General features: G+C 71.2%; 19 protein-coding genes. 12 read left to right on the forward strand and 7 right to left on the reverse strand.

Going from position 1 to position 23,307, the window contains the following annotated elements:
- The first annotated feature begins 96 nt into the window (after positions 1 to 96).
- Positions 97 to 879 (forward strand): TIGR04222 domain-containing membrane protein, encoded by a 783-nt coding sequence (locus OG252_RS14230; RefSeq protein ID WP_329336394.1) that lies wholly within the window; start codon positions 97 to 99, stop codon positions 877 to 879.
- A 127-nt stretch (positions 880 to 1,006) separates the two neighbouring features.
- Complete coding sequence (locus OG252_RS14235; protein ID WP_329336396.1) at positions 1,007 to 2,632, forward strand: alpha/beta hydrolase; 1,626 nt, start codon at positions 1,007 to 1,009, stop codon at positions 2,630 to 2,632.
- Positions 2,633 to 2,651: 19 nt separating this feature from the next.
- Here OG252_RS14235 and hemQ read toward each other — a convergent pair whose 3' ends face one another.
- Positions 2,652 to 3,383: a hydrogen peroxide-dependent heme synthase gene (gene hemQ, locus OG252_RS14240; protein ID WP_266432507.1), complete on the reverse strand. Its 732-nt coding sequence runs from the start codon at positions 3,381 to 3,383 to the stop codon at positions 2,652 to 2,654.
- A 4-nt stretch (positions 3,384 to 3,387) separates the two neighbouring features.
- Positions 3,388 to 4,839 (reverse strand): protoporphyrinogen oxidase, encoded by a 1,452-nt coding sequence (hemG, locus tag OG252_RS14245; RefSeq protein ID WP_329336397.1) that lies wholly within the window; start codon positions 4,837 to 4,839, stop codon positions 3,388 to 3,390.
- A gap of 158 nt (positions 4,840 to 4,997) precedes the next feature.
- On the opposite strand from hemG, the gene OG252_RS14250 reads away from it, so the two are divergent.
- Both OG252_RS14250 and OG252_RS14255 read left to right on the forward strand, forming a co-directional pair.
- A complete protein-coding gene (locus OG252_RS14250; RefSeq protein ID WP_329336399.1) occupies positions 4,998 to 6,011 on the forward strand; it encodes a DUF4349 domain-containing protein in 1,014 nt (337 codons plus the stop codon).
- 54 nt (positions 6,012 to 6,065) lie between these two features.
- Positions 6,066 to 7,484, forward strand: coding sequence for an FAD-dependent oxidoreductase (locus tag OG252_RS14255; RefSeq protein ID WP_266432510.1), 1,419 nt, complete (start codon positions 6,066 to 6,068; stop codon positions 7,482 to 7,484).
- A 22-nt stretch (positions 7,485 to 7,506) separates the two neighbouring features.
- Here OG252_RS14255 and OG252_RS14260 read toward each other — a convergent pair whose 3' ends face one another.
- On the reverse strand, positions 7,507 to 7,830 hold the full coding sequence (locus tag OG252_RS14260) for a hypothetical protein (protein WP_266432511.1): 324 nt from the start codon (positions 7,828 to 7,830) through the stop codon (positions 7,507 to 7,509).
- Positions 7,831 to 7,954: 124 nt separating this feature from the next.
- Between OG252_RS14260 and OG252_RS14265 the strand changes: the two genes are divergently transcribed.
- A complete protein-coding gene (locus OG252_RS14265) occupies positions 7,955 to 8,779 on the forward strand; it encodes a rhomboid family intramembrane serine protease (RefSeq protein WP_329336402.1) in 825 nt (274 codons plus the stop codon).
- Between the two features lie 7 nt (positions 8,780 to 8,786).
- On the opposite strand, the gene hemE is transcribed toward OG252_RS14265, so the two are convergent.
- The gene (gene hemE / locus OG252_RS14270; protein WP_329336404.1) at positions 8,787 to 9,854 is read right to left on the reverse strand and encodes a uroporphyrinogen decarboxylase; all 1,068 of its coding nucleotides are present in this window, start codon (positions 9,852 to 9,854) and stop codon (positions 8,787 to 8,789) included.
- Between the two features lie 107 nt (positions 9,855 to 9,961).
- Between hemE and OG252_RS14275 the strand changes: the two genes are divergently transcribed.
- From OG252_RS14275 to OG252_RS14285, 3 genes are all read left to right on the forward strand, one after another.
- The gene (locus OG252_RS14275) at positions 9,962 to 10,630 is read left to right on the forward strand and encodes a DUF3000 domain-containing protein (protein ID WP_266432516.1); all 669 of its coding nucleotides are present in this window, start codon (positions 9,962 to 9,964) and stop codon (positions 10,628 to 10,630) included.
- A 239-nt stretch (positions 10,631 to 10,869) separates the two neighbouring features.
- Positions 10,870 to 11,532: a response regulator transcription factor gene (locus OG252_RS14280; protein WP_053751649.1), complete on the forward strand. Its 663-nt coding sequence runs from the start codon at positions 10,870 to 10,872 to the stop codon at positions 11,530 to 11,532.
- 170 nt (positions 11,533 to 11,702) lie between these two features.
- Positions 11,703 to 13,019 carry a ribonuclease D gene (locus OG252_RS14285; RefSeq protein ID WP_266432521.1) on the forward strand — a complete coding sequence of 439 codons (1,317 nt, stop codon included), beginning with the start codon at positions 11,703 to 11,705 and terminating at the stop codon, positions 13,017 to 13,019.
- Positions 13,020 to 13,128: 109 nt separating this feature from the next.
- Here the strand turns inward: OG252_RS14285 and OG252_RS14290 are convergent, their stop codons facing one another.
- Genes OG252_RS14290 through OG252_RS14300 form a run of 3 tightly spaced genes read right to left on the reverse strand, consistent with a single transcriptional unit; the run spans position 13,129 to position 16,228 of the window.
- Complete coding sequence (locus tag OG252_RS14290) at positions 13,129 to 13,959, reverse strand: carbohydrate ABC transporter permease (RefSeq protein WP_329336407.1); 831 nt, start codon at positions 13,957 to 13,959, stop codon at positions 13,129 to 13,131.
- Complete coding sequence (locus OG252_RS14295) at positions 13,956 to 14,909, reverse strand: carbohydrate ABC transporter permease (RefSeq protein ID WP_266432523.1); 954 nt, start codon at positions 14,907 to 14,909, stop codon at positions 13,956 to 13,958. Before OG252_RS14295 ends, OG252_RS14290 begins: the two co-directional genes overlap by 4 nt.
- Complete coding sequence (locus tag OG252_RS14300; protein WP_329336410.1) at positions 14,909 to 16,228, reverse strand: ABC transporter substrate-binding protein; 1,320 nt, start codon at positions 16,226 to 16,228, stop codon at positions 14,909 to 14,911. Before OG252_RS14300 ends, OG252_RS14295 begins: the two co-directional genes overlap by 1 nt.
- A 163-nt stretch (positions 16,229 to 16,391) precedes the next feature.
- On the opposite strand from OG252_RS14300, the gene OG252_RS14305 reads away from it, so the two are divergent.
- The 4 genes from OG252_RS14305 to OG252_RS14320 all read left to right on the forward strand — a co-directional run bounded on the left by OG252_RS14305 (position 16,392) and on the right by OG252_RS14320 (position 23,266).
- A complete protein-coding gene (locus OG252_RS14305) occupies positions 16,392 to 18,761 on the forward strand; it encodes a glycoside hydrolase family 2 protein (RefSeq protein WP_329336412.1) in 2,370 nt (789 codons plus the stop codon).
- On the forward strand, positions 18,758 to 19,795 hold the full coding sequence (locus tag OG252_RS14310) for a LacI family DNA-binding transcriptional regulator (protein ID WP_329336414.1): 1,038 nt from the start codon (positions 18,758 to 18,760) through the stop codon (positions 19,793 to 19,795). Before OG252_RS14305 ends, OG252_RS14310 begins: the two co-directional genes overlap by 4 nt.
- A gap of 121 nt (positions 19,796 to 19,916) precedes the next feature.
- A complete protein-coding gene (locus OG252_RS14315) occupies positions 19,917 to 21,143 on the forward strand; it encodes a thiolase family protein (RefSeq protein ID WP_266432531.1) in 1,227 nt (408 codons plus the stop codon).
- Positions 21,140 to 23,266, forward strand: a complete 2,127-nt coding sequence (locus OG252_RS14320; RefSeq protein WP_329336417.1) for a 3-hydroxyacyl-CoA dehydrogenase NAD-binding domain-containing protein — start codon at positions 21,140 to 21,142, stop codon at positions 23,264 to 23,266. The genes OG252_RS14315 and OG252_RS14320 overlap by 4 nt, the downstream gene beginning before the upstream one ends.
- Positions 23,267 to 23,307 lie beyond the last annotated feature (41 nt).

A 23,307-nucleotide genomic window follows, 5' to 3' on the forward strand; every position in this document is an offset into this window, starting at 1 on the left:
CGCGATACCGACCGGAACGTCACATACCGGCAACTCCTGGTCCGGATCGTGAACAAGGCATGGCGCCGCCCCGACCCGGTCGCATAGAAAATCCACATGTACTGGGTCCTTCTCCTGCTGCTGGCCTGGGCCGCCGCCGGCACGGCGTGTACGCGGCTGTGCCTGGCCGCCGTACGCGCGGCGGCCGTCGACGCGGACGCGGGCCGGGTACGCGATCTGACGCTGTACGAGGCCGCGTTCCTGTCCGGCGGGCCCGGACGGGTCGCCGACCTGGCCCTCGTCTCCATGGCGCGCCAACGGCGGCTGCTGCTCGCCCACACCGGCTGGGCGACCGTGGTCGACCCGCGCGGCCGGGACGACCTGGAACGGTCGGTGATAGGGGCCATCGGGCCGGAGGGACAGTCGCTGATCGCCCCGGTACGGGCCACCGCCGCCGCCGCGGACGCAGTGCGCGGCATCGCCGACCGGCTGGTCAGCGCGGGGCTCGCCGTGCCCGACGGAGCCCGGGCGGGGGTCGCGGCAGGCGTCCGTCAGGTGCAGCTCGCCGTGGTGGCCGTCGCCGCGCTGGGCGCCGCCGCGCTGCTGACGCCGGCCCAGTCGGACATGCCGCGGCACCTGATCGCCCTCTGGTTCGGGCTCCCGCTCGCGCTCACCCTGAGCTGCCTCGCGATCGCACGCATCGAGGTCCACCCGTACTCGCGCTGGGCCTCCCCGGCCGGCCAGCGCCTCCTCGGCGCCCTCACCAGGCGACCCGGCGGGGGCGACCGTACGGATCTCACCTCCGTCGCCGTCCACGGCATCCGCGCGATCGGCGAACCGGACCTGCGCGCGGCCTTCGCCCACGGCGGCGAGCAGCCGTACCGGCGCGAAGCGCGGTAGCGGACGGCGGGCCCCGCAGGGGGCGCACGGAGGCATTGGGTCCGACACCGGGCGGGCGGTGCTTGCCTTCGCCCACAACGGAACGAAATATCCCTTTTGTTGCTGCCGTGCACCGAAGGGATACGCGATGAGAGCCCCCGCCCTCTACTCGGCTGCCGGGTCCTTGCTCCTGACCACGCTCGCTGCCGCCCCGGCCGACAGCGCCCCGGCCGTGCCGGGCGCGGCCGAGGTGCGCGGTACCGCGGTGGCCGCGGCGCGGGCCCGGGCCGCGGGCATCGACTTCGGCGCCTGCCCCAAGGGGGAGGACCTGCCCGGCAGCGTGCAGTGCGGCACGGTGTCCGTCCCGCTCGACTACGCCCGTCCCGACGGCAAGCGGATCGAACTGACCGTCAGCCGGACCCGGGCCACCCACAAGGACCCGCACAACAGCAAGCGCCGGGTGCCCCGGCAGGGCGCCCTGGTCTACAACCCGGGCGGGCCGGGCGCCTCCGGTCTGTACTTCCCGCTGATCGGCGCGCTCCCCGAGTGGAAGCGGCTGGCGGCGGCGTACGACCTCGTCGGCTACGCGCCGCGCGGGGTGGGCCGTTCCGCGCCCCTGTCCTGCGAGGACCCCAAGCGGTTCCACAAGGCGCCCTCGCCGGCGCCGACCCATCCCTCGGAGTCGTACAAGAGGGAGCGCATCGCGCAGGCGAAGGCGTACGCGCGCGGTTGCGCGCAGCGGGCCGGCAGCGCGCTGCGGCACTACACCTCCCTCAACAACGCCCGCGACCTGGACGTGCTGCGCGCCGCGCTGGGCGAGGAGAGACTGACGTTCATGGGCGCGTCCTACGGCACCTACTTCGGGGCGCTGTACGCGACGCTGTTCCCCTCGCACGTACGGCGGATGGTGTTCGACTCGGCGGTGAACCCGGACCCCGACCAGATCTGGTACCGCAACAACCTCGGCCAGTCGGCGGCGTTCGAGGGCCGCTGGGCGGACCTCAGGGAGTGGATCGCCAAGCACGACGACGTGTACGGGCTGGGCGACACGGCCCAGAAGGTGCTGCGCAGCTACGAGAAGGCGGCGGCACGGCTGGCCGTGGAGCCGGCGGGCGGGAAGGTCGGGCCCGGGCAGTTGCAGGGGGCGTTCCTCACGGCCGGGTACTACGACGACTACTGGCCGCACCGCGCGCAGGCGCTGTCTGCGTATCTGAAGGGCGACCCGAAGCCGCTGATCCAGCAGGCCGGGCCGCATCCGGAGGCCGCGGCCGAGGCGGAGAACGCGCACGCGGTCTACACGGCCGTCGAGTGCAACGACGCGCCCTGGCCGACCGAGTGGCGGGTGTGGGACCGGGACAACACGCGCCTCGCGCGCGTGGCGCCGTTCGAGACCTGGGACAACGTGTGGATGAACCTGCCGTGCGCCTACTGGCCGGCGCCCCGGCAGCAGCCCCTGGACGTGCGGACCGGTCCGGGTGAGCTGCCGCCGACGATGATCCTGGCCGGCGAGCGGGACGCGGCGACCCCGTACGACGGCGCCCTGGAGTTGCACCGGCGGCTGTCGGGCTCCGTGCTGGTGACCGAGCGGGACTCCGGCACGCACGGCATCGTCGGCGGGCCGAACCCCTGCGTCAACGGCCACGTGGACGCGTATCTGCTGGAGGGCCGTCTCCCGGTGCGGCGCGCGGCCTGCGCACCACGCCCGGAGCCGCGGCCCGGGCCGGCGGCCGACTCCCGGAAGACGCCGGCCGCCAGGGCCGCAGCCGCACGCTGAGTGCCCGGCCCTTGGCCGGTCAGGCCAGGCCCGCGACCAGCTCGCCGATGTCCTTTCGGCGCCCCGTGTAGAAGGGGACCTCTTCGCGGACGTGCATCCGGGCCTCGGAGGCGCGCAGGTGGCGCATGAGGTCGACGATGCGGTACAGCTCGTCGGCCTCGAAGGCGAGGAGCCACTCGTAGTCGCCGAGGGAGAAGGAGGCGACCGTGTTGGCGCGCACGTCCGGGAAGCCGCGGGCCATCTTGCCGTGGTCGGCGAGCATGCGGCGGCGGTCCTCGTCGGGCAGCAGGTACCAGTCGTAGGAGCGCACGAAGGGGTAGACGCTGATGTAGTTGCGCGGCGTCTCGTCGGCGAGGAACGCCGGGATGTGCGAGCGGTTGAACTCGGCGGGGCGGTGCAGCGCCATGTTCGACCACACCGGCTCCAGCGCGCGGCCCAGCCTGGTGCGGCGGAAGAGGTTGTACGCCTCCTGGAGCTGGTCGGCGGTCTCCGCGTGCCACCAGATCATGAGGTCGGCGTCGGCGCGCAGGCCCGAGACGTCGTAGGTGCCGCGGACCGTCACGTCCTTCGCGGCCAGCTGGTCGAACAGCTCCTGGACCTCGTCGGCGTAGCCCGCGCGGTCCTCGGGGAGCACGTCCTTCAGCTTGAAGACGGACCAGAGGGTGTAGCGGATGACCTCGTTGAGGTCCTTGGCCAGCTTGCCCTTGTTCGGGATCCGGGCCGGGTCGGTGGTGGGGGCGTCGTCACTCATGGCCTCATTCTCCCGCTCCTCCGTGCAGACTCTGCACCGGGTTGGCGGTGAGCTCCTCGACAGCGCGCAGGTCACCCTGGAGCTGGTCGACGGCCGCGTACGCGCTCGCGATGCACGCCGGGATGCCCACGCCGTCGTACACCGCGCCGCAGACCGCGAGGCCCGGCAGCTTGCCGACGTGCTCGCGGATGCGGGCCACGCGCGCGTGGTGGCCGACGGGGTACTGCGGCAGCCCGTCGTTCCATCGGGTGACGCGGGTCTCGACAGGGGCGGCGTCCAGGCCGGTGGCCTCGCGCAGGTCGTGCCGGGAGACGGCCACCAGGTCGGCGTCCTCGCGCTGGAGGATCTCCGTCTCGCCGTACCGCCCGACGGAGGTGCGCAGGACGAGCAGATCCGGGTTCTCGTCGGCGATCCAGCCCCACTTCTGGGAGGCGAACGTCGACGCCTTGATGGTGCGCCCGTCGACGGGCGGCACGAGAAAGCCGCTGCCCTCGGGGAGGGTGACGTCGGCGCGGCGGTAGGCGAGGGTGACCAGGGCCATGGAGGCGTACTCGACGGCGCGCAGTTCGGCGGCGGCGTCGGCAGCCGGCCCGGACAGCAGGCGGGCGGCGTCCCGAGCGGGGGCGGCGAGGACCACCGCGTCGGCCTCCTCGAAGTAGTCGTCGACGAGGACCTCCCAGCCGTCGCCGGCGCGGTGCAGGCCGTGCGCGGGGCTTTTCAGACGGATCTCGCCCCCGCGCTCCCGCACCGACTCCGCGACCGCGAGCGGCAGGGTCCCCACCCCGCCCTCGACGCCCATGAACACCGGCCCGGTCTGCTGGTTGGCGGCGGCCTTGGACTGGATCTCGCGGACGGCCTCCGTCAAGGAGTCGTGCGTGAGCGCGGCCTGGAAGAGCTGCGGGACCGCCGAGCGCATCGAGATGCGGTACGCGTCGCCCGCGTAGACCCCGCCGAGCAGCGGTTCCACGAGGCGGTCCACGACCTCGCGGCCCAGCCGCGCCGCCACGTACTCCCCGACCGCCACGTCCTCGCCGACCTCCGTGCGGGGCAGGTCGGCGTCGCGTTCGATGCGCGCGAGGCCCTCGTCGGACAGCACGCCGGTGAGAGCCGCGGCGGTGCCGGGGACGCCCATGACGTGTCCCTTGGGCATGGGGCGCAGGGCGCCGCGGGTCCACAGGGAGGCGGTCGCGGTGGCGGGCGACTGGAGGCGGTCGGCGAGGCCGATCTGGCGGGCCAGGGCGACGGCCTCGGGGCGGCGGGCGAGCATCGACTCGGCGCCGAGGTCGACACGGGCGCCCGCGATCTCGCCGGGCAGCAGCTTGCCGCCGACCCGGCCGGTGGCCTCCAGCACGGTGACGCGCGCGCCGCGTTGCAGCAGCCGGTGGGCGGCGGCCAGCCCCGCGATCCCGGCTCCGATGACGACGACATGCCCGCTGCCCGTACCCGTTGCGCTCATGTGCCCACTTTCTCAGACCGCACTGACACCGCCGCGGGGCCCCGGTGTCCTTCACGAGTCCCGACCGTGACCGCATCGGGACCGTTTCCCGCCAACGTTCGGGTGGGGTCCGGCGTCGAAGGAGCGTCAGTCGTCACAACCCTCGGGGGTACGCCCACATGCGCACACGACGTTCCGTACGACCACGACGTTCCGTACGACCCGTCCAGACCCTGGCCGGGGTCCTGCTGGCCGCGGCCCTCGCGCTGACCGGCTGCAGCGGTGGTGCCGACAGCAGTGATTCCGGTGCCGGCGCGCTGAAAGACGAGGCCGCCGCGCAGAGCGAGGCGAAGGAGGCCGCTCCCGGCGGCGCCGCGGACAGCGACAGCGGCAGCGGCGCCAAGGCGACCGCCCCGCCCAAGATCTCCACGAACCACATCATCCGTACCGCCTCCCTGACCGTGCAGGTCAAGGACGTGTCGAAGTCCCTCGCCGAGGCCCGCACCACCATCGAGAACGCGGGTGGCTACGTCGGCAACGAGACCACGTCCCGGGACGAGGAGGGCCACGAGCAGACGCACGTGGTGCTGCGCGTGCCGGTCGACGAGTACGAGGAGGTCCTCGCCGACCTGGAGGGCTCGGGCAAGCTCCTGGAGCGCACGGCGAAGGCGCAGGACGTCACCGACCAGGTCGTCGACGTGGAGAGCCGCATCACCTCGCAGCGCGCGAGCGTGGCGCGGATCCGCGAGCTGATGGACCAGGCCACCAAGCTGAGCGACGTGGTGACACTGGAGGGCGAGCTGAGCACCCGCCAGGCCGACCTGGAGTCGCTGCTGGCCCGGCAGGCGTCCTTGAAGGACCGCGCCGGCCTGGCGACCATCACCCTGAACCTGTCGGAGACGCCGGTGAAGGTGGCCCCGAAGGAGGACGAGGATCCCGGGGTCCTCGACGCGCTGACGGGCGGCTGGGACGCGCTCGTGACGATGCTGCGCTGGATCGTGGTGGCGATCGCCGCGGTGCTTCCGTTCGCGGCGGTCATCGTGCTGCTCCTCCTCGTGTGGCTGCGTCTCGTCCGGCCCCGGATGCCCCGCCGTCCCGCCACGGCGTCCGCGACGACCGCGCTGGGCCCGCTGCCGACGGCCAGGACCGCGCCGGAGCCCACCCGTCCTCGGGAGGGCGGCGAGGAGAGCTGATCCGGCCCGGAGAACCGGGCAGAGCGAAATGCCCTGTCCCCGTAGCGTGTTCGCATGAGCATGAGCGGAGCGAGCCGTGGGACGGGCCGTAGGACGGGCCCTGGGGCCGAGCGTCTGGTGGTGATCGGCGGCGACGCCGCGGGCATGTCCGCGGCGTCGCAGGCCCGTCGCATGAAGGGCCCCGACGAGTTGGAGATCGTGGCGTTCGAGCGGGGCCACTTCACGTCCTACTCGGCGTGCGGCATCCCGTACTGGGTGGGCGGCGACGTCACCGAACGGGACCAGTTGATCGCGCGGACGCCCGAGGAGCACCGGGCCCGCGACATCGACCTGCGGATGCGCACCGAGGTCACGGAGATCGACGTCGGGCGGGGGCGGGTACGCGCGCGTGACGTCGATTCCGGGGCCGAGTCCTGGACGTCGTACGACAAGCTCGTGATCGCGACCGGTGCCCGCCCGATCCGCCCGGACATGCCGGGGGCCGACGCCCCCGGGGTGCACGGCGTGCAGACCCTCGACGACGGGCAGGCACTGCTGGACACGCTGGCACGCACGCGTGGCCGGCGCGCGGTCGTCGTCGGCGCCGGCTACATCGGCGTCGAGATGGCCGAGGCGCTCATCAACCGCGGGTATGAGGTGACGGTCGTCAACCGCGGCAAGGAGCCCATGTCCACGCTCGACCCGGACATGGGCCGCCTGGTGCACGAGGCCATGGAGGGCCTGGGCATCACCATGGTCAACGACGCCGAGGTGACCAAGCTGCTCACGGGTGACGACGGCCGGGTGCGGGCGGTGGTCACGGACGACGCCGAGTACCCGGCGGACGTGGTGGTGCTCGGTATCGGCGTACGGCCCGAGACGGGGCTCGCGAAGGCCGCGGGGCTGCCCCTCGGCAACCACGGCGGGCTGCTGACCGACCTCGCGATGCGGGTGCGCGGGCAGCGGAACGTGTGGGCCGGCGGCGACTGCGTCGAGGTCCTGGACCTGGTGTCCGGCCAGGAGCGGCACATCGCGCTCGGCACCCACGCCAACAAGCACGGCCAGGTCATCGGCACGAATGCCGGAGGCGGCTACGCCACGTTCCCGGGCGTCGTCGGCACGGCGGTCAGCAAGGTCTGCGACCTGGAGATCGCCCGCACCGGCCTGCGCGAGAAGGACGCGCTCAGGGTGGGCCTGCAATTTGAGTCGGTCACCATTGAATCGACCAGCCGCGCGGGCTACTACCCGGACGCCTCCCCCATGACGGTGAAGATGCTCGCCGAGCGCCGCACGGGGCGGCTGCTCGGCGTGCAGATCGTGGGCCGGGAGGGCGCGGGCAAGCGCGTCGACATCGCCGCGGTGGCGCTGACGGCCGGCATGACGGTGGAACAGATGACGGCCCTGGACCTGGGCTACGCGCCGCCGTTCTCACCGGTGTGGGACCCCGTGCTGGTGGCCGCCCGCAAGGCAGCGGTGAAGGTGCGGGCCTCTTGAGGGACTTCTGCTCGCCGGGCCGCTACGCCGACCCGTTGATCCGCTCGATGGCCTGCCGCGCCTGATCGGCCGGGGGCCGCGGCGGCAGCGACGAGACGGACGCGCTCGTGGTCATGGGCACCGGCTGCTCGCCCGCGGGCTTCGCGTGGGAGGCCGCCGGCCGCGCGGACCGCAGCCGGTTGCTCACCGCCTCGTCCAGGGTCACCGGTCGCTGCATCTGGGAGGCCAGCCGTCCGGCCTCCTGGCCGAGCCTGGCCACGTCCTCCCACGGCAGGCGCAGCACCAAGGAGATCTCGGCCTCGCCGTCCGGCAGGGCGTGCATCGGAGGAGTAACTCGGTCGTTCATCGCCTGTTCCTCACGTCGTCCCCGCGAGCGCCTTCCCCGTGCCGCGGGCGGTTGAGGAGACATACGCACGCGCGGCGGACGGCGTTCACCGATTCACCGACCGCATCGGGGGCACTACTTCCTTGTGGTCATCCCCGTCCATGACGTGAACCCGGCGCGGCGCACCCCCGTGGTGACGTACGCGCTGATCGCCGCGAACGTCCTCGTGTTCCTGTCCATGCCCGGCCTCGCCGGTTCCGTGGCCGGGGACAGCAGCCTGGCCCAGCTGTGCCACCTCCAGGCGTTCCTGGATCATTACGCGGCGGTGCCACAGGAGTTGATCCACCATCAGCTGCCGCGCGTGGTGCCGACGGGCGATGTCGCCGTGGGCCCGCAGGGCGCGGGCTGCGTGGTGGGCCCGCCGGGTTACGACAAGTCCCCCGAACTGTCGGTCCTCACGGCGATGTTCCTGCACGGCGGCTGGCTGCACCTGCTGGGCAACATGCTCTTCCTGCTGATCTTCGGCAACAACATCGAGGACCGCATGGGGCACGTGCGGTTCGCGCTCTTCTACGTCGTCTGCGGCTACGCGGCGTCGTACGGCTTCGCGCTGCTGAACGCCGACTCGGCCGACCCCCTGATCGGTGCGTCGGGGGCGATCGCCGGGGTGCTGGGCGCCTATCTCGTGCTGTACCCGAAGGCCAGGGTCTGGGTGCTCGTCCCGTTCCTGGTCTTCCTGCCGCTGCGGCTGCCGGCGTGGCTGGTGCTGGGCTTCTGGTTCGTGCTGCAGGCGGTGTACTCGTCCGGCGAGGGCGTGTCCGACGCCGGGACGGTGGCGTACGCGGCGCACATCGTCGGCTTCCTCGCGGGCATGCTGCTCGCCTGGCCGCTCAAGCCGGGCACGCCCCCGCCGCCGGAACCGCGCGGCCTGCTCTTCGGCCGGCGGGCCCGGCCCCGGCACACCTGGTGAGACCGGCTCAGCGAGCGGTCTGCGTGTGGACGTACTCCACGAGCCGGGTCAGCGCGTCCGGGTCGGTGGACGGCATGACGCCGTGCCCGAGGTTGAAGACATGGCCCTCCAGCCCCGCCGCAGCGTCCAGGACCTCTCGGGTCTTGGTCTCGACGGCCTCCGGGCCGGCGAACAGGACGGTCGGGTCGAGGTTGCCCTGGAGCGCCTTGCCGGGGCCGACCCGGCGGACGGCCTCGTCGAGCGGGACCCGCCAGTCGACGCCGACGACGTCCGCGCCGGCCTCGCCCATCAGCCTGAGCAGCTCGCCGGTGCCGACACCGAAGTGGATGCGCGGGACGCCGTACCCCTCGACCGCCCGGAACACCTTCGCGGAGGCGGGCAGCACCGAGTGGCGGTAGTCCGCGGGGGCCAGCGCGCCGGCCCAGGAGTCGAAGAGCTGGACGGCGCTCGCGCCCGCCTCGATCTGCACCTTGAGGAACGCGGCCGTGATGTCCGCGAGGCGGTCGAGCAGGTCGGCCCACAGCTCGGGGTCGCCGTACATCATCGCCTTGGCGTTCTCGTACGTACGCGACGGGCCGCCCTCGACGAGGTAGCTCGCGAGGGTGAAGGGCGCGCCGGCGAAGCCGATGAGCGGGGTGGCGCCGAGCTCGCGGGTCAGCAGGCCGATCGCCTCGGTGACGTACGAGACGTCCTCGGGGGTCAGGTCACGCAGCTGGTCGAGGTCCGCCCGAGTGCGAATGGGGTTTTCGACGACCGGGCCGACGCCGGGCTTGATGTCCAGGTCGATGCCGATGGCCTTGAGCGGGACGACGATGTCGCTGAAGTAGATCGCCGCGTCCACGTCGTGCCGGCGCACCGGCTGGAGGGTGATCTCGGTGACCAGCTCGGGGCGCATGCAGGACTCGAGCATCGGGATGCCCTCGCGCACCTTGCGGTACTCCGGCAGTGAGCGCCCGGCCTGCCGCATGAACCACACCGGGGTGTGCGGCACGGGCTCGCGCCTGCACGCCTTCATGAAGGCGGACTCGTACGTGGCTGTCTGCTGCGGCGTCGCGGGGCTCTCGTTGGCACTCACGGGGCAAGTCTCGCACGGGGCCCGGCCCGGCCCGGACGGCAACCCCGACACCGGGCAACAGGGTGTCCTCCCTGCACGAAGCCCCCGTTCCCTTTAATCTTCCCCGCATGGCTGCGGCTCAGGGACGACTGTCGGACGGCGCTGACGGAATGGACGACGCGAAGGAGGAGGACCTGCATACGAGCGGCACGGATCCGCTGCCCTTCCGGGCGGCTGTCGACGCGCTCAGGGCCGCGCGGCTGCGGCCGCAGGTCGAGATCGAGCCGACGCGCGCGCCGCAGCGGCTCGCGCCGTACGCGTACGCGCTGGAGGCGGCGGTCGTCGACGGCGACCAGGACCTGGCCGACGGCCGGCTGGTGCTGCTGCACGACCCGGCCGGGCACGACGCCTGGCGGGGCACCTTCCGGCTGGTGACGCTGGTACGGGCGGAGTTGGAGCCGGAGATGGCGGCCGATCCGCTGCTGCCCGAGGTGTGCTGGTCGTGGCTCACCGGCGCGCTCACGGCGCGCGGCCTGGCGTTCGGCGAGCCGAGCGGCACGGTCACCCGCGCGAGCTCCCACTACTTCGGCGGCCTGTCCGAACGGCCGGCCGCCTCCCAGATCGAGATCCGCGCCTCCTGGACGCCCCGCGAGGGCCTGGGGGGCGTTCCGGACACCGCGGCCCACCTGGCCTCCTGGTGCGACCTGCTCGCCCAGATCGCCGGTCTGCCGCCGGCCGGGCCGGGCGACGCGTCGGTGGTCACGCTGCCGCAGCGACGCGGCCCGCAGTCGCGCTGAACGACCGCCGTCACTTTGTCGATACGGCCACTTTCGGCCGTGTATTGACGCAGACCGAAACCGTTCGGTCTTCGAATGATCGATCGCGTGTCCGAATTGCACGGATTGTTACTCACCAGATCGTGATCATTCTCTAAAGGCGGACGGGTTTGGTGCCGAAGACGTCTGTGACCTTGAAAGCACGGTTCGTCCCGGCTTCTTCCCCACAAGCCGGCCCCGTCCCCCACCCAGGAGGCCTGGTGTCCGTTCTCCTCGAGCAGCCCGCAAGCCTGGTCGCCTACCGCCCGAACAAGCCGACCGCCATGGTGGTCGTGGCCGACCCCCGCGTCCGCTCCACCGTCACCCGCCACCTGTGGGCGCTCGGTGTGCGCGACGTCATCGAGGCCTCGTCCGTCGCGGAGGCTCGTCCCCGCATCGGCAACCCCCGCGACATCTGTGTCGCCGACGTCCATCTGCCCGACGGCTCCGGCCTCACCCTGCTGTCGGAGACGCGCGCCGCGGGCTGGCCCAACGGCCTCGCTCTCTCCGCCGCCGACGACATCGGCGCCGTACGCAACGCCCTGGCCGGCGGCGTGAAGGGCTACGTCGTCACCGGCACCCGCACCAACGTCGGGCTCCCCACCCGGCCGGGTGCCGCCCCCATCGGGGCCGCCGCCGCCCGTATGCACCGCCGCCCCCCGGGTGCCCCGAGTCACCCGGGTGGCTACCGCGAACTGTCCGGCCGTGAGGTCGAGGTGCTGCGACTGGTCGCGGAGGGCCAGTCCAACAAGGCGATCGGCGTCTCGATGGGCCTGTCGGCCCTGACCGTCAAGAGCCACCTCGCCCGCATCGCCCGCAAGCTCGGCACCGGAGACCGCGCCGGCATGGTCGCCGTGGCCCTGCGGACCGGCATCATCCACTGACCCCGCCCTTCACAGGCGTGAAGGGGATCGGCCGCTGATCCCCGATCACGTACCCCCTCCCCCGTCGTGAACCGGATCTTTCACCGAGCTGACTGGTTTACGACCCTCAGGCGCCCGTCGACGGAACGTTCCGTCGGCGGGCGCTGTCCATACACAGATACCCTTGACATGTGACCGACGCCCAAGACACCGCAGCAGACAGCACACTGCGAACCACCGGAGGCGCCCCTCCGGACGACGGCGGATCTTCTGCTACGGAGGCGCCGAACCCTGATACGGGCCCCGACACGGGCCCAGAACCGATCCCTTTGCTCGAGCCGCGCGAAGGGATCCCGCCGGTCATCGCCGACGCGGACGCGCTCGCCGAGGTGATCGCCGCCTTCGCCGCCGGCTCCGGCCCGGTGGCCGTGGACGCCGAACGGGCGTCCGGCTACCGCTACGGCCAGCGCGCCTATCTCGTGCAGCTGCGCCGCGAGGGCGCGGGGACGGCCCTGATCGACCCCGTGGCCTGCCCCGACCTCTCCGGCCTGGGCGAGGCCCTGGCCGGCGTCGAGTGGGTGCTGCACGCGGCCACCCAGGACCTGCCGTGTCTGCGCGAAATAGGCATGGTCCCCACGCAGCTCTTCGACACCGAGCTGGCCGGCCGGATCGCCGGGTTCCCCCGGGTGGGCCTCGGCGCCATGGTCGAGGGCGTCCTCGGCTTCGTCCTGGAGAAGGGCCACTCGGCCGTCGACTGGTCCACCCGCCCGCTGCCGGAGCCGTGGCTGCGCTACGCCGCCCTGGACGTGGAGCTCCTCGTCGATCTGCGGGACGCGCTGGAGAAGGAGCTCGACCGGCAGGGCAAGCTGGAGTGGGCCCGCGAGGAGTTCGACGCGATCGCCTCGGCGCCGCCGCCGGAGCCCCGCAAGGATCCGTGGCGACGCACGTCCGGCATGCACAAGGTGCGCCGGCGGCGGCAGCTGGCCGTCGTACGGGAGCTGTGGCAGACCCGGGACCGGATCGCGCAGCGGCGGGACGTGTCGCCGGGCAAGGTGCTGTCCGACGCGGCCATCGTGGAGGCCGCGCTCTCCCTTCCGGTCGACGCGCAGGGGCTCGCCGCGTTGAACGGGTTCGGGCACCGGATGGGGCGGCGGCAGCTGGAGCAGTGGCAGGCGGCGGTGGACCGGGCGAAGGCGCTCACGGACGCCCAGCTGCCGCAGCCGGGGCAGGCCGTGACCGGGCCGCCGCCGCCGCGGGCCTGGGCCGACAAGGATCCGGCCGCCGCGGCTCGGTTGTCCGCGGCGCGTGCGGCGGTGTCCGCGCTGGCCGAGGCGCTCAACATGCCGCAGGAGAATCTGATCGCCCCGGACACGGTTCGGCGGGTGTGCTGGGAGCCGCCGGGGGAGGTGAGCGCCGAGTCCGTGAGGGCCGCGCTCGCCGGGTTCGGGGCGCGGCCTTGGCAGGTTGAGCAGGTGACTCCGGTGCTGGTGGCTGCGCTGTCCGCCTAGCCGCCGTGGTTGTCTCTGACGTACGGCGGCTGCGGGTTCGTCGTGGTTGCTCGCGCCCACGCGGCGGAGCCGCACATTGACACAGCCCCGCGCCCCTGAAGCAGCCATCTCACCTGGTCGCGCCTCGCATGAAGCCGTTGTAGATGAACCTCTGCAGGCTCAGGAAGACGATCAGGGTGGGCAGGATCACCAGGACCGCTCCCGCCGATATCACCTCCCAATGGGCGCCGTAGGGGCCGCGGAAGCGGAAGAGGGACGTCGAGATCACGCCAAGATCTTCGGAGGGCATGTAGAGGAAGGGGATGTAGAAGTCGTTGTAGACGGTGATGCCCTTCACGATGACGACCGTCGCGATCGCGGGCCTGAGCAGCGGGAAGATGATCTTCCGGTAGATCGTGAAGGCGTTGGCGCCCTCGAGGCGGGCCGACTCGTCGAGGGAGATCGGGATGGACCGTACGAACTGCAGGAAGATGTAGATCGAGACGATGTCCGTGCCCATGTAGAGCGCGATCGGCGCCCACAGGGAGTCGAACATGCCGAAGCTGTTGACGATCTGGAAGGTCGCCACCTGGGTGGTCACCCCGGGGACGAGCGCGGCGATCAGGAAGAGCGCGACCACCAGCTTCTTGAAGCGGAAGGTGAAGCGGTCGATGGCGTAGGCGGTCATCGAGCCGATGAGGACGGTGCCCCCGATGGCGACGACCAGGATGATCGCCGTGTTGGTGAACGCCGTGAGCATGCGGCCGTCCTGGAACGCCGTCACGTAGTTGTCGACGTTGAACAGGCTGTCGGGGAGCGACAGCGCGCCGCTGCCGCCCGCCAACTCCTTCGAGGACTTGAGGGAGGTCAGCAGGACCACGCCGAGCGGGAGCAGGACGAGGATCGTCGCGGCGATCAGCGAGAGGTACACGAGCGTGCGGGCCACGGTGCGGCGTGTCATGCGAGGTCCACCTTGTCGTCCGGGACGAGGCGGCGCTGCACCCAGGTCACCAGCAGGATGATCAGCAGCAGCACGACCGCGGCCGCCGAGGCGAGCCCCGTCTTGTTGAAGCGGAAGGCCAGGTTCAGCGTCTGGATCACGAAGGTCTCGGTGCCGGTCGCCCCGCCGGTCATGATGTACGGGACCTCGAAGACCGACAGCGAGCCGGAGATGGACAGGATCACCGTCAGGGTGAGGACGGGCTTGATGCCGGGCGCGATGATGTAGCGGAACTGGTGCCAGCGGTTCGCGCCGTCCAGTTCGGCCGCCTCGTACAGCTCCCCGGGAATGGACTGGATCGCGCCGAGGAACAGCACGAAGTTCAGGCCCAGGTAGCGCCAGATCGAGACGCCGGCGAGGGATGTGTTGGCGGAGACCGGTGTGCCCAGCCAGGCGTGGTCCGTGTGGACGCCGAAGAGGGACAGGACCGAGTCGAGGGTGCCGCCGTCCTGGAAGAAGTAGAGGAAGACGAAGCCGATCGCGACCCCGTTGATCAGGTACGGGAAGAAGAGCACGCCCTTGAAGAAGTTCCGGAAGCGGATGTTGAAGCTGAGGACCGTCGCGAAGTAGAGCGCGGCGACGATCTGGACGGCGGACGCGGCGAGGTAGTAGCCGCTGACGAAGAAGACCCGGAAGAGGTCCTCCCTGGTGAAGATCTCCGTGTAGTTCTCGACGCCCGTGTAGTGCAGCTCGGGGCTCACGCCGTCCCAGTCGGTGAAGCTGTACGCCAGCATGTTGGCGATCGGCGCGTAGGTGAAGACGATCAGCAGGGCCAGCGGGGCGATCAGGAACAGCCAGGGCGTCACTCCGCGCCATACGCGCGCCCTGCGTGGTGCGGGGGCCGGGACGGGGGCGGCGGGCGCCGCCCCCGTGGCGGCCTTCACGGTCGCCTTCTGGGTGGTGTCCGTCATCAGGACCCCAGCGTCTGCTGCGTCTGGGTCCAGCGCTTGCTGAGGTCGGCGAAGAAGTCGTCCAGGCTGCCCTTCTTCGCACCGCGGCCGAGGTCGACGAGGTTCTGGCGGTACTCGGGAGCGTAGATGCCGACCTCGGACTGGTTGTCGATCTGCTTGACCTCGGCTCCCGCGCTGTCGTCCAGCTCGATGAGCTTCACGCCCTCGTCCTCGTACGGCTTCAGCACCTCGGGCAGCGGCGCGTCCTTGAGGGGCGAGATGGCCAGGTTGTCCTTGTCGTAGCCGGACTTGTCGGTGAACCAGTCGATCCAGGCGCGGGCGGCCGGCTTGTTCTTGGAGTGGACGTTGACGGCCTGGTTGTAGTCGGGCGCCATCACGGCGCAGAACTTCCCGTCCACCTTGGACGGGAAGGGCATGAACCCGATGTCGTCGGGGCTCGCCCCGGCCTGCCGGGCGGCGTCCTGGAACTGGACGATCGCCCAGGTGCCGAGCCACTGGGTGGCGAGCTCGCCCTTCGCCAACCGGGGCTTGGACTCCTCCCAGTTGGTGGTCGTCGGGTCCTTCTCGATCAGGCCCTCGTGCACGGTGTCGTACAGGAGCCGGTCGCCGACGCGCAGATCGGCGCCCTCGGCCCACGGGTCGCCCTCGGCGAGCTTCGTCGACGCCTGGGGGTCGCAGCTGACCGAGCCGTTGACCTGGGTCCACTGGGACAGCGGCCACTGGGCGGCGAAGTTGGTGTAGTACGGCACCGCGTCCGTCCTGGACTTGATCGCCTTGAGGTCGGTGAGGAACTCGGCCGGGGTGGCGGGCCAGTCGGTGACGCCGGCCTCCTGCCAGACCCTCTTGTTGTAGAGGAAGCCGGGGATCACGCCGATCGGGCTCTGGCCGTAGACCTTGCCGTCGACGGTGGTGTAGTCGGTGAACAGGTACTTCTTGCTGCGCTCCGCCTCGGTGCCCAGCGAGGCGAAGAACCTCGGGTAGTCGTCCTTCTTGATGACCGCGGGGATCATCAGCACATCGCCGTAGTTCTCCGTGTTCATACGGATCTTGACTTCGGTCTCGTAGTTCGTGAGGGCCTCGAACTCGACCTTGACCTTCGGGTACGTCTTGTTGAACTCGGCGGCGTACTTCTTCATCGTGCCGTCGGTGACGAGATCGGTGCGCTGGGTGAGGACCTTGATGGTTCCGCTGACCTTCGACGGATCGTCGGGTGCCTTGGCGTCGGCGCCCTTCGAGGTGCCTCCGGTGCCGGTGCAGCCGGGGACCAGCAGGGCGGCTGCCACCGCGATGGCGAGGATGTGACGGCGGTTCATGTGCATCAGCTCCGTTCTAGGGACGTTCCAGGGACGGACGAGCACGTGCGGATTGCTGGGTTGGCTGATTCGGCACTCTGACAGCGCTTTCTGAACCGGTAAAGTCCCTATTTCGCCAAGGCTGCAAACATGGGACCGCGTACACGGCTGAAACGGTTTAGGAGCGCGCATGCTGGAGGCCACACCGCTCACCGAGGGCTGGATCCTGCACCACGAGGGGGAGGCGCTGCCGGCCTCGGTGCCAGGCTGTGTGCACACCGACCTGCTGGCGGCGGGGGTGATCCCGGACCCCTTTCTCGGGCTGGGCGAGACCGAGGTGGCGTGGGTGGGGCGGCGGGAGTGGACGTACGAGACGCAGCTCGCGGCGACGAACGGGCACGAGCAGACCGACCTCGTCTTCGACGGTCTCGACACCGCGGCCGAGATCCGCCTCGACGGTCGGCTCCTGGGCCGCACGAGGAACATGCACCGCTCGTACCGCTTCGACGTGACCGGGCTGGGCGGGCGTCTTTCGGTGCGGTTCGGCTCCGCGTACGCCGAGGCGGAGGCGGTGCGGGGGCGGCTGGGCGAGCGGCCCGCCGCGTACGCCGAGCCCTATCAGTACATCCGCAAGATGGCCTGCTCCTTCGGCTGGGACTGGGGGCCGACCCTGGTCACGGCCGGGATCTGGCGGCCGGTCCGGCTGGAGCGGTGGTCGACGGCCAGGGTGGCGCGGGTGCGGCCGCTGGTGACCGTCGAGGACGGCGTGGGGCGGGTCGAGCTGCACGTGGACGTCGAGCGCTCCCGGGTCGAGGCCGAGCTGTCCGTGGAGGCGACGGTCGGCGGGGTGCGGGCGCGTGCCCGGATCGACGGGACGCGGGGGGTGGTACGGCTTGACGTGCCGGACGTGCGGTTGTGGTGGCCGCGGGGGTATGGCGAACAGCCTTTGTACGACGTCGAGTTGACGCTTCTGCACGAGGACCGCGCGCTGGACGGGTGGCGGCGCCGGATCGGCTTCAGGACCGTCGAGCTGGACCGGCGGCCCGACGCGCACGGCTCCGGATTCACCTTCGTCGTCAACGGCGAGCGGCTCTTCGCGCGCGGCGTGAACTGGATTCCGGACGACGTGTTCCCGTCCCGGATCGGCCGGGACCGGTACCGGGAGCGGCTGCGGCAGGCGGCCGACGCCGGTGTGGACCTCGTGCGGGTGTGGGGCGGGGGGATCTACGAGAGCGAGGACTTCTACGACGCCTGCGACGAGTTCGGGCTGCTGGTCTGGCAGGACTTCCCTTTCGCGTGCGCGGCCTACCCGGAGGAGCAGCCGCTGCGGGGCGAGGTGGAGGCGGAGGCGCGCGAGAACGTCGTACGGCTGATGCCGCATCCCTCGCTGGTGCTGTGGAACGGCAACAACGAGAACCTGTGGGGGTTCCGGGACTGGGGCTGGGAGGAGCGGCTGGCCGGGGACTCCTGGGGCGAGGGCTACTACCTGGGCGTACTGCCGCGTGTGGTGGCCGAGTTGGATCCGACCCGGCCGTATGCGGCGGGCAGTCCGTGGTCGGGATCGTGGGACCGGCATCCGAACGATCCGGCGTACGGGACGCATCACTCGTGGGAGGTGTGGAACCGGGAGGACTACGCGGAGTACCGCGCGAACGTGCCCCGGTTCGTCGCCGAGTTCGGCTGGCAGGGGCCGCCCGCGTACGCCACGCTGCGGCGGGCGCTGCCGGGCGAGGAGCTCGCGTCCGACTCCCCGGGCATGCTGCACCACCAGAAGGCCGACGACGGAAACGGCAAGCTGGAGCGGGGCCTGGCCCGCCATTTCGCCGTACCCGAGGGCGACTTCGACCGCTGGCACTATCTGACGCAGGTCAACCAGGCGCGGGCGGTCGCCGCCGGCATCGAGCACTGGCGCTCGCACTGGCCGGTGTGCGCGGGGACGGTCGTGTGGCAGCTCAACGACTGCTGGCCGGTGACCTCCTGGGCCGCCATCGACGGGGACGGGCGGGAGAAGCCGCTGTACCACGAGCTGCGGCGGGTGTACGCGGACCGGCTGCTCACGCTTCAAGTGCGCGGATCCTCACTGGTGTTGGCCGCCGTCAACCAGTCGGCGGAGGAGTGGTCCGGTGCGCTGACGCTGCGTCGGATGTCCGTCGAAGGTGGCGTGATCGGGTCGTCCCGCGTTTCCTTCACCGCCGGGAGGCGGTCCGTCGTGGACGTCGGCGTCCCGCGCGAGCTGGAGCCCGTCGGGCCCAAGGAGTTCCTCGTCGCGGACGCGGACGGGCTGCGTGAGCTGTACTTCCCGGTGCCGGACCTCGAAGTGCCGTATCCACGCCCGGAGTTCGAGGTGGAGATCGTGCCGGGCGGGATCGAGGTGCGGGCCCACACCCTCGTACGGGATCTGCTGCTGCAGGCCGACCGGCTGGATCCGGCGGCGCGGGCCGAGCGGGGACTGGTCACGTTGCTGCCCGGCGAACGGGTCACCATCGGGGTGCGCGGCTGGCAGACTCCGGATGCCGAGAAGGCACGTTCAGCCCTGTACTGCATGGAGACCGGCCGATGACGGCAACGCCGACCCCTCGCGTCACCATCAAGGAGGTCGCCGCGCGTGCCGGCGTGTCCAAGGGTGCCGTGTCGCTCGCCTTCAACCAGAAGCCGGGGCTGTCGGAGGCGACCCGTGACCGGATCTTCCGGGCCGCGCGGGAGCTGGGGTGGGCGCCGAGCCCGACCGCGCGGACGCTGGCCGGATCGCGGGTGGACGTGGTGGGGCTGGCGATCTGCCGGCCGGCCCGGCTGCTCGGGCTCGAACCCTTCTACATGGAGTTCGTCTCGGGCGTGGAGAGTGTCCTGACCGAGCACTCCTGCTCACTGCTGCTGAGGCTCGTACGCAGCCTGGAGGAGGAGGTCGGGCTGCAGGAGTCGTGGTGGCGGGGACGGCAGATCGGCGGGTCGATCCTCGTGGACTTCCGCGCGGACGACCCCAGGGTGGCGACGGTCGAGCGGCTCGGGATGCCGGTGGTCGCGGTCGGGCATCCGTCGCTGACGGGCAGCCTCACCTCCGTGTGGACCGAGGACGCCACCGCGGTGACGGAGGCGGTGCGCTATCTCGCCGCGCTCGGGCACCGGCGGATCGCCCGGGTGGGGGGTGCGGCGGCCCTCGGGCACACCTCCATGCGGACCGCCGCCTTCGACGAGGCGGCCCGCGCCCTGGAGCTGGCCGGGGCCTGGCAGGTGGCCACGGACTACTCCGGGGAGGCGGGGGCGCGGGCGACCCGGTCGCTGCTGACGGCGGCGGCCCCCGACCGGCCGACGGCCATCGTGTACGACAACGACATCATGGCGGTGGCCGGGCTGGCGGTGGCGGCGGAGATGGGGCTGAGCGTGCCGGACGACGTGTCCCTGCTCGCCTGGGACGACTCCCAGCTGTGCCGGATCACGCATCCGCCCCTCTCCGCGATGAGCCACGACGTGCACGGATTCGGCGCGGAGGCGGCGCGGACGCTGTTCGGGGTGATCACGGGAGACGGGCCGGGGTCGCATCCGGTGCCCACTCCGGTGCTGACTCCGCGGGGATCCACGGCTCCTCCGAAGGTGTGACCTTCACCGCTTGGGGCGGGGGGACTGGGCAGCCTGGTTACCCACAAGTAGCATGGGTTCTGAGCGCGCGCTCAGCGCATCGCAGCAGTAGAGCCGTCCCGCATTCTGGAGGAGAGCCATCGTGCCTCGTACCGTCAGGGACGTCGTCTTCGTAGACGGCGTCCGTACCCCGTTCGGCAAGGCGGGCCCGAAGGGCATCTACCACGAGACCCGTGCCGACGACCTCGTCGTGAAGGCGATCCGGGAGCTGCTGCGCCGCAACCCCGGTCTCGACCCGAAGAAGATCGACGAGGTCGCCATCGCCGCGACCACGCAGATCGGCGACCAGGGCCTGACCCTCGGCCGCACCGCGGGCATCCTCGCCGGTCTCCCCCAGTCGGTCCCCGGCTACTCCATCGACCGCATGTGCGCCGGTGCGCTGACCGCCGTGACCTCGGTCGCGGGCAGTGTCGCCTTCGGCGCGTACGACGTCGCCGTCGCCGGTGGTGTCGAGCACATGGGCCGCCACCCCATGGGCGAGGGCGTGGACCCGAACCCGCGGTTCGTCAGCGAGAAGCTGGTCGACGAGTCCGCCCTGTTCATGGGCATGACCGCCGAGAACCTGCACGACCGCTACCCCCAGATCACCAAGCTGCGCGCCGACGAGTACGCGGTGCGCTCGCAGGAGAAGGCCGCCAAGGCGTACGCCAACGGCAAGATCCAGGCCGACCTGGTCCCGATCTCCGTACGCCGGACGAACCCGGAGGCCGGTGAGACGGGCTGGGGCCTGGTCACCGCCGACGAGCCGATGCGCCCGGGCACCACGCTGGAGAACCTGGCCGGTCTGAAGACGCCGTTCCGTGTGCACGGCCGGGTCACCGCCGGCAACGCGGCCGGTCTGAACGACGGTGCGACCGCCTCCCTCATCGCGAGCGAGGACTTCGCCCGCGAGAACAACCTGCCGGTCAAGATGCGCCTGGTCTCGTACGCCTTCGCGGGCGTCGAGCCGGAGGTCATGGGCTACGGCCCGATCCCGGCCACCGAGAAGGCCCTCGCCAAGGCGGGCCTGGCCATCGAGGACATCAACCTCTTCGAGATCAACGAGGCCTTCGCCGTCCAGGTCCTGGCCTTCCTCGACCACTACGGCATCGCGGACGACGACGCGCGCGTCAACCAGTACGGCGGCGCGATCGCCTACGGCCACCCGCTGGCCTCCTCCGGCGTCCGGCTGATGACGCAGCTGGCCCGCCAGTTCGAGGAGCAGCCGGAGGTCCGTTACGGCCTCACCACCATGTGCGTCGGCTTCGGCATGGGCGCCACGGTCATCTGGGAGAACCCGCACCACAAGGACGCCGGAGGCGACAAGTGAGCACCGCTGAACTCCTGAAGGGCGCGGCCGAGCTGTTCCCCGACGAGGTCGTGACGTCCGCGCACGTACGCCACCTCGACCTGCCGTTCGGTGCGGGCCGTTTCGCGCTCGTCACCCTGGACAACGGCCTGGACCACACCAAGCCGACCACCTTCGGCCCGGCCTCGCTGGCGAACCTCAACACCGCCGTCGACCAGGTCGAGAAGGAGGCCGCAGCCGGCGAGATCGTCGGTGTCGGCGTCACCGGCAAGCCGTTCATCTTCGCGGTCGGCGCGGACCTCAAGGGCGTCGAGCTCCTGAAGAACCACGACGACGCGCTCGCCATCGGCAAGGGCGGTCACGAGGTCTTCAAGCGGCTCTCCGCCCTCGCCGTGCCGACCTTCGCGTACTACAACGGCGCGGCCATGGGCGGTGGCGTCGAGGTCGGCCTGCACTGCACGTACCGCACGGTGTCGAAGGCGATCGCCGCCTTCTCGCTCCCCGAGGTCTTCCTCGGCCTGGTCCCGGGCTGGGGCGGCTGCACGCTGCTGCCGAACCTGATCGGTGCCGACAAGGCCGTCTCGGTGATCATCGAGAACTCGCTCAACCAGAACAAGCAGCTCAAGGGCCAGCAGGTCTTCGACCTCGGCATCGCCGACGCCCTCTTCGAAGGCGCGGACTTCCTGGAGCAGTCGCTGCTCTGGACGGCCAACGTCCTCAAGGGCGACGTCGACGTCGAGCGTCCGGTGATCGACCGCGGCGAGGCCTGGGACCAGGCCGTCGCCAAGGGCCGGTTCATCGCGGACAGCAAGGTGCACGGGGCGGCTCCGGCCGCCTACCGCGCCCTCGACATCATCGCCGCCGCCAAGAACGGCGACCTCCAGCAGGGCTACGACGCCGAGGACCAGGCGCTCGCCGACCTGATCATGGGCGGCGAACTGCGCGCCGGCATCTACGCGTTCAACCTCGTCCAGAAGCGCGCCAAGCGCCCGGCGGGTGCGCCGGACAAGAACCTGGCGCGTCCGGTGACGAAGGTGGGCGTCGTGGGCGCGGGCCTCATGGCCTCGCAGCTCGCGCTGCTGTTCCTGCGCCGCCTGGAGGTGCCGGTCGTGCTGACCGACATCGACCAGGAGCGCGTCGACAAGGGTGTGGGCTACGTCCACGCCGAGATCGACAAGCTGCTCGGCAAGGGCCGTATCAACCAGGACAAGGCCAACCGCCTCAAGGCGCTGGTGACCGGTGTGCTGGACAAGGCCGAGGGCTTCTCCGACGCGGACTTCATCATCGAGGCCGTGTTCGAGGAGATCGGGGTCAAGCAGCAGGTGTTCGCGGAGGTCGAGGCGGTCGCCCCGGCGCACGCGATCCTCGCCACCAACACCTCCTCGCTGTCGGTCACCGAGATGGCCTCGAAGCTGAAGAACCCCGAGCGGGTCGTGGGCTTCCACTTCTTCAACCCGGTCGCGATCCTGCCGCTGCTCGAGATCGTCCGCGGCGAGCAGACCGACGACGCCTCCCTCGCCACCGCGTTCGGTGTCGCCAAGAAGCTGAAGAAGACCGCGGTCCTGGTGAAGGACGCCCCGGCGTTCGTCGTGAACCGCATCCTCACCCGCTTCATGGGCGAGATCCAGAACGTCATCGACGAGGGCACGTCGGTCGAGGTCGCCGAGAAGGCCGTCGAGCCGCTCGGTCTGCCGATGTCCCCGCTGGTGCTCCTGGAGCTGGTCGGTCCCGCGATCGGTCTGCACGTGTCGGAGACCCTCAACCGGGCCTTCCCGGACCGCTTCACGGTCTCCCCGAACCTCGCGGCCGTCGTCAAGGCGGGCAAGCGCGGCTTCTACGTGTACGACTCCGGGAAGCCGGAGCTCGACCCCGAGGTCGCCGCGCTGCTCAAGCAGGGCGATGTGGTCCTGACGGAGGAGCAGGTCCGTGACCGCGTCCTGGACGCGGTGGCGCAGGAGATCGGGCTCATGCTCGACGAGGGCGTCGTCGCCGAGGCCCAGGACATCGACCTCTGCCTGATCACGGGCGCCGGCTGGCCCTTCCACCTGGGCGGCATCACGCCGTACCTGGACCGCGAGGGTGTCTCCGAGCGCGTGACCGGGAAGCGGTTCCTGGCTCCGGGCGTGGCGTCGGTTCCGGCGTAGCTTTTGGTACGGCTGTGAGGAGGGCCTCCGCTTTCGGGCGG

This window comes from Streptomyces sp. NBC_01352, from assembly GCF_036237295.1.
In the GTDB taxonomy this organism is placed as follows: Bacteria; Actinomycetota; Actinomycetes; order Streptomycetales; family Streptomycetaceae; genus Streptomyces; species Streptomyces plumbiresistens.

What these genes read in the sequence shown, in the direction of transcription:
- OG252_RS14255 (WP_266432510.1), top strand. Translation starts at nt 6,066, where the DNA reads ATGAGCATGAGCGGAGCGAGCCGTGGGACGGGCCGTAGGACGGGCCCT.
- hemG (WP_329336397.1), bottom strand. Translation starts at nt 4,839, where the DNA reads ATGAGCGCAACGGGTACGGGCAGCGGGCATGTCGTCGTCATCGGAGCC.
- OG252_RS14310 (WP_329336414.1), top strand. Translation starts at nt 18,758, where the DNA reads ATGACGGCAACGCCGACCCCTCGCGTCACCATCAAGGAGGTCGCCGCG.
- OG252_RS14300 (WP_329336410.1), bottom strand. Translation starts at nt 16,228, where the DNA reads ATGCACATGAACCGCCGTCACATCCTCGCCATCGCGGTGGCAGCCGCC.
- OG252_RS14295 (WP_266432523.1), bottom strand. Translation starts at nt 14,909, where the DNA reads ATGACGGACACCACCCAGAAGGCGACCGTGAAGGCCGCCACGGGGGCG.
- OG252_RS14290 (WP_329336407.1), bottom strand. Translation starts at nt 13,959, where the DNA reads ATGACACGCCGCACCGTGGCCCGCACGCTCGTGTACCTCTCGCTGATC.
- OG252_RS14235 (WP_329336396.1), top strand. Translation starts at nt 1,007, where the DNA reads ATGAGAGCCCCCGCCCTCTACTCGGCTGCCGGGTCCTTGCTCCTGACC.
- OG252_RS14275 (WP_266432516.1), top strand. Translation starts at nt 9,962, where the DNA reads ATGGCTGCGGCTCAGGGACGACTGTCGGACGGCGCTGACGGAATGGAC.
- OG252_RS14305 (WP_329336412.1), top strand. Translation starts at nt 16,392, where the DNA reads ATGCTGGAGGCCACACCGCTCACCGAGGGCTGGATCCTGCACCACGAG.
- OG252_RS14230 (WP_329336394.1), top strand. Translation starts at nt 97, where the DNA reads ATGTACTGGGTCCTTCTCCTGCTGCTGGCCTGGGCCGCCGCCGGCACG.
- OG252_RS14260 (WP_266432511.1), bottom strand. Translation starts at nt 7,830, where the DNA reads ATGAACGACCGAGTTACTCCTCCGATGCACGCCCTGCCGGACGGCGAG.
- hemQ (WP_266432507.1), bottom strand. Translation starts at nt 3,383, where the DNA reads ATGAGTGACGACGCCCCCACCACCGACCCGGCCCGGATCCCGAACAAG.
- OG252_RS14250 (WP_329336399.1), top strand. Translation starts at nt 4,998, where the DNA reads ATGCGCACACGACGTTCCGTACGACCACGACGTTCCGTACGACCCGTC.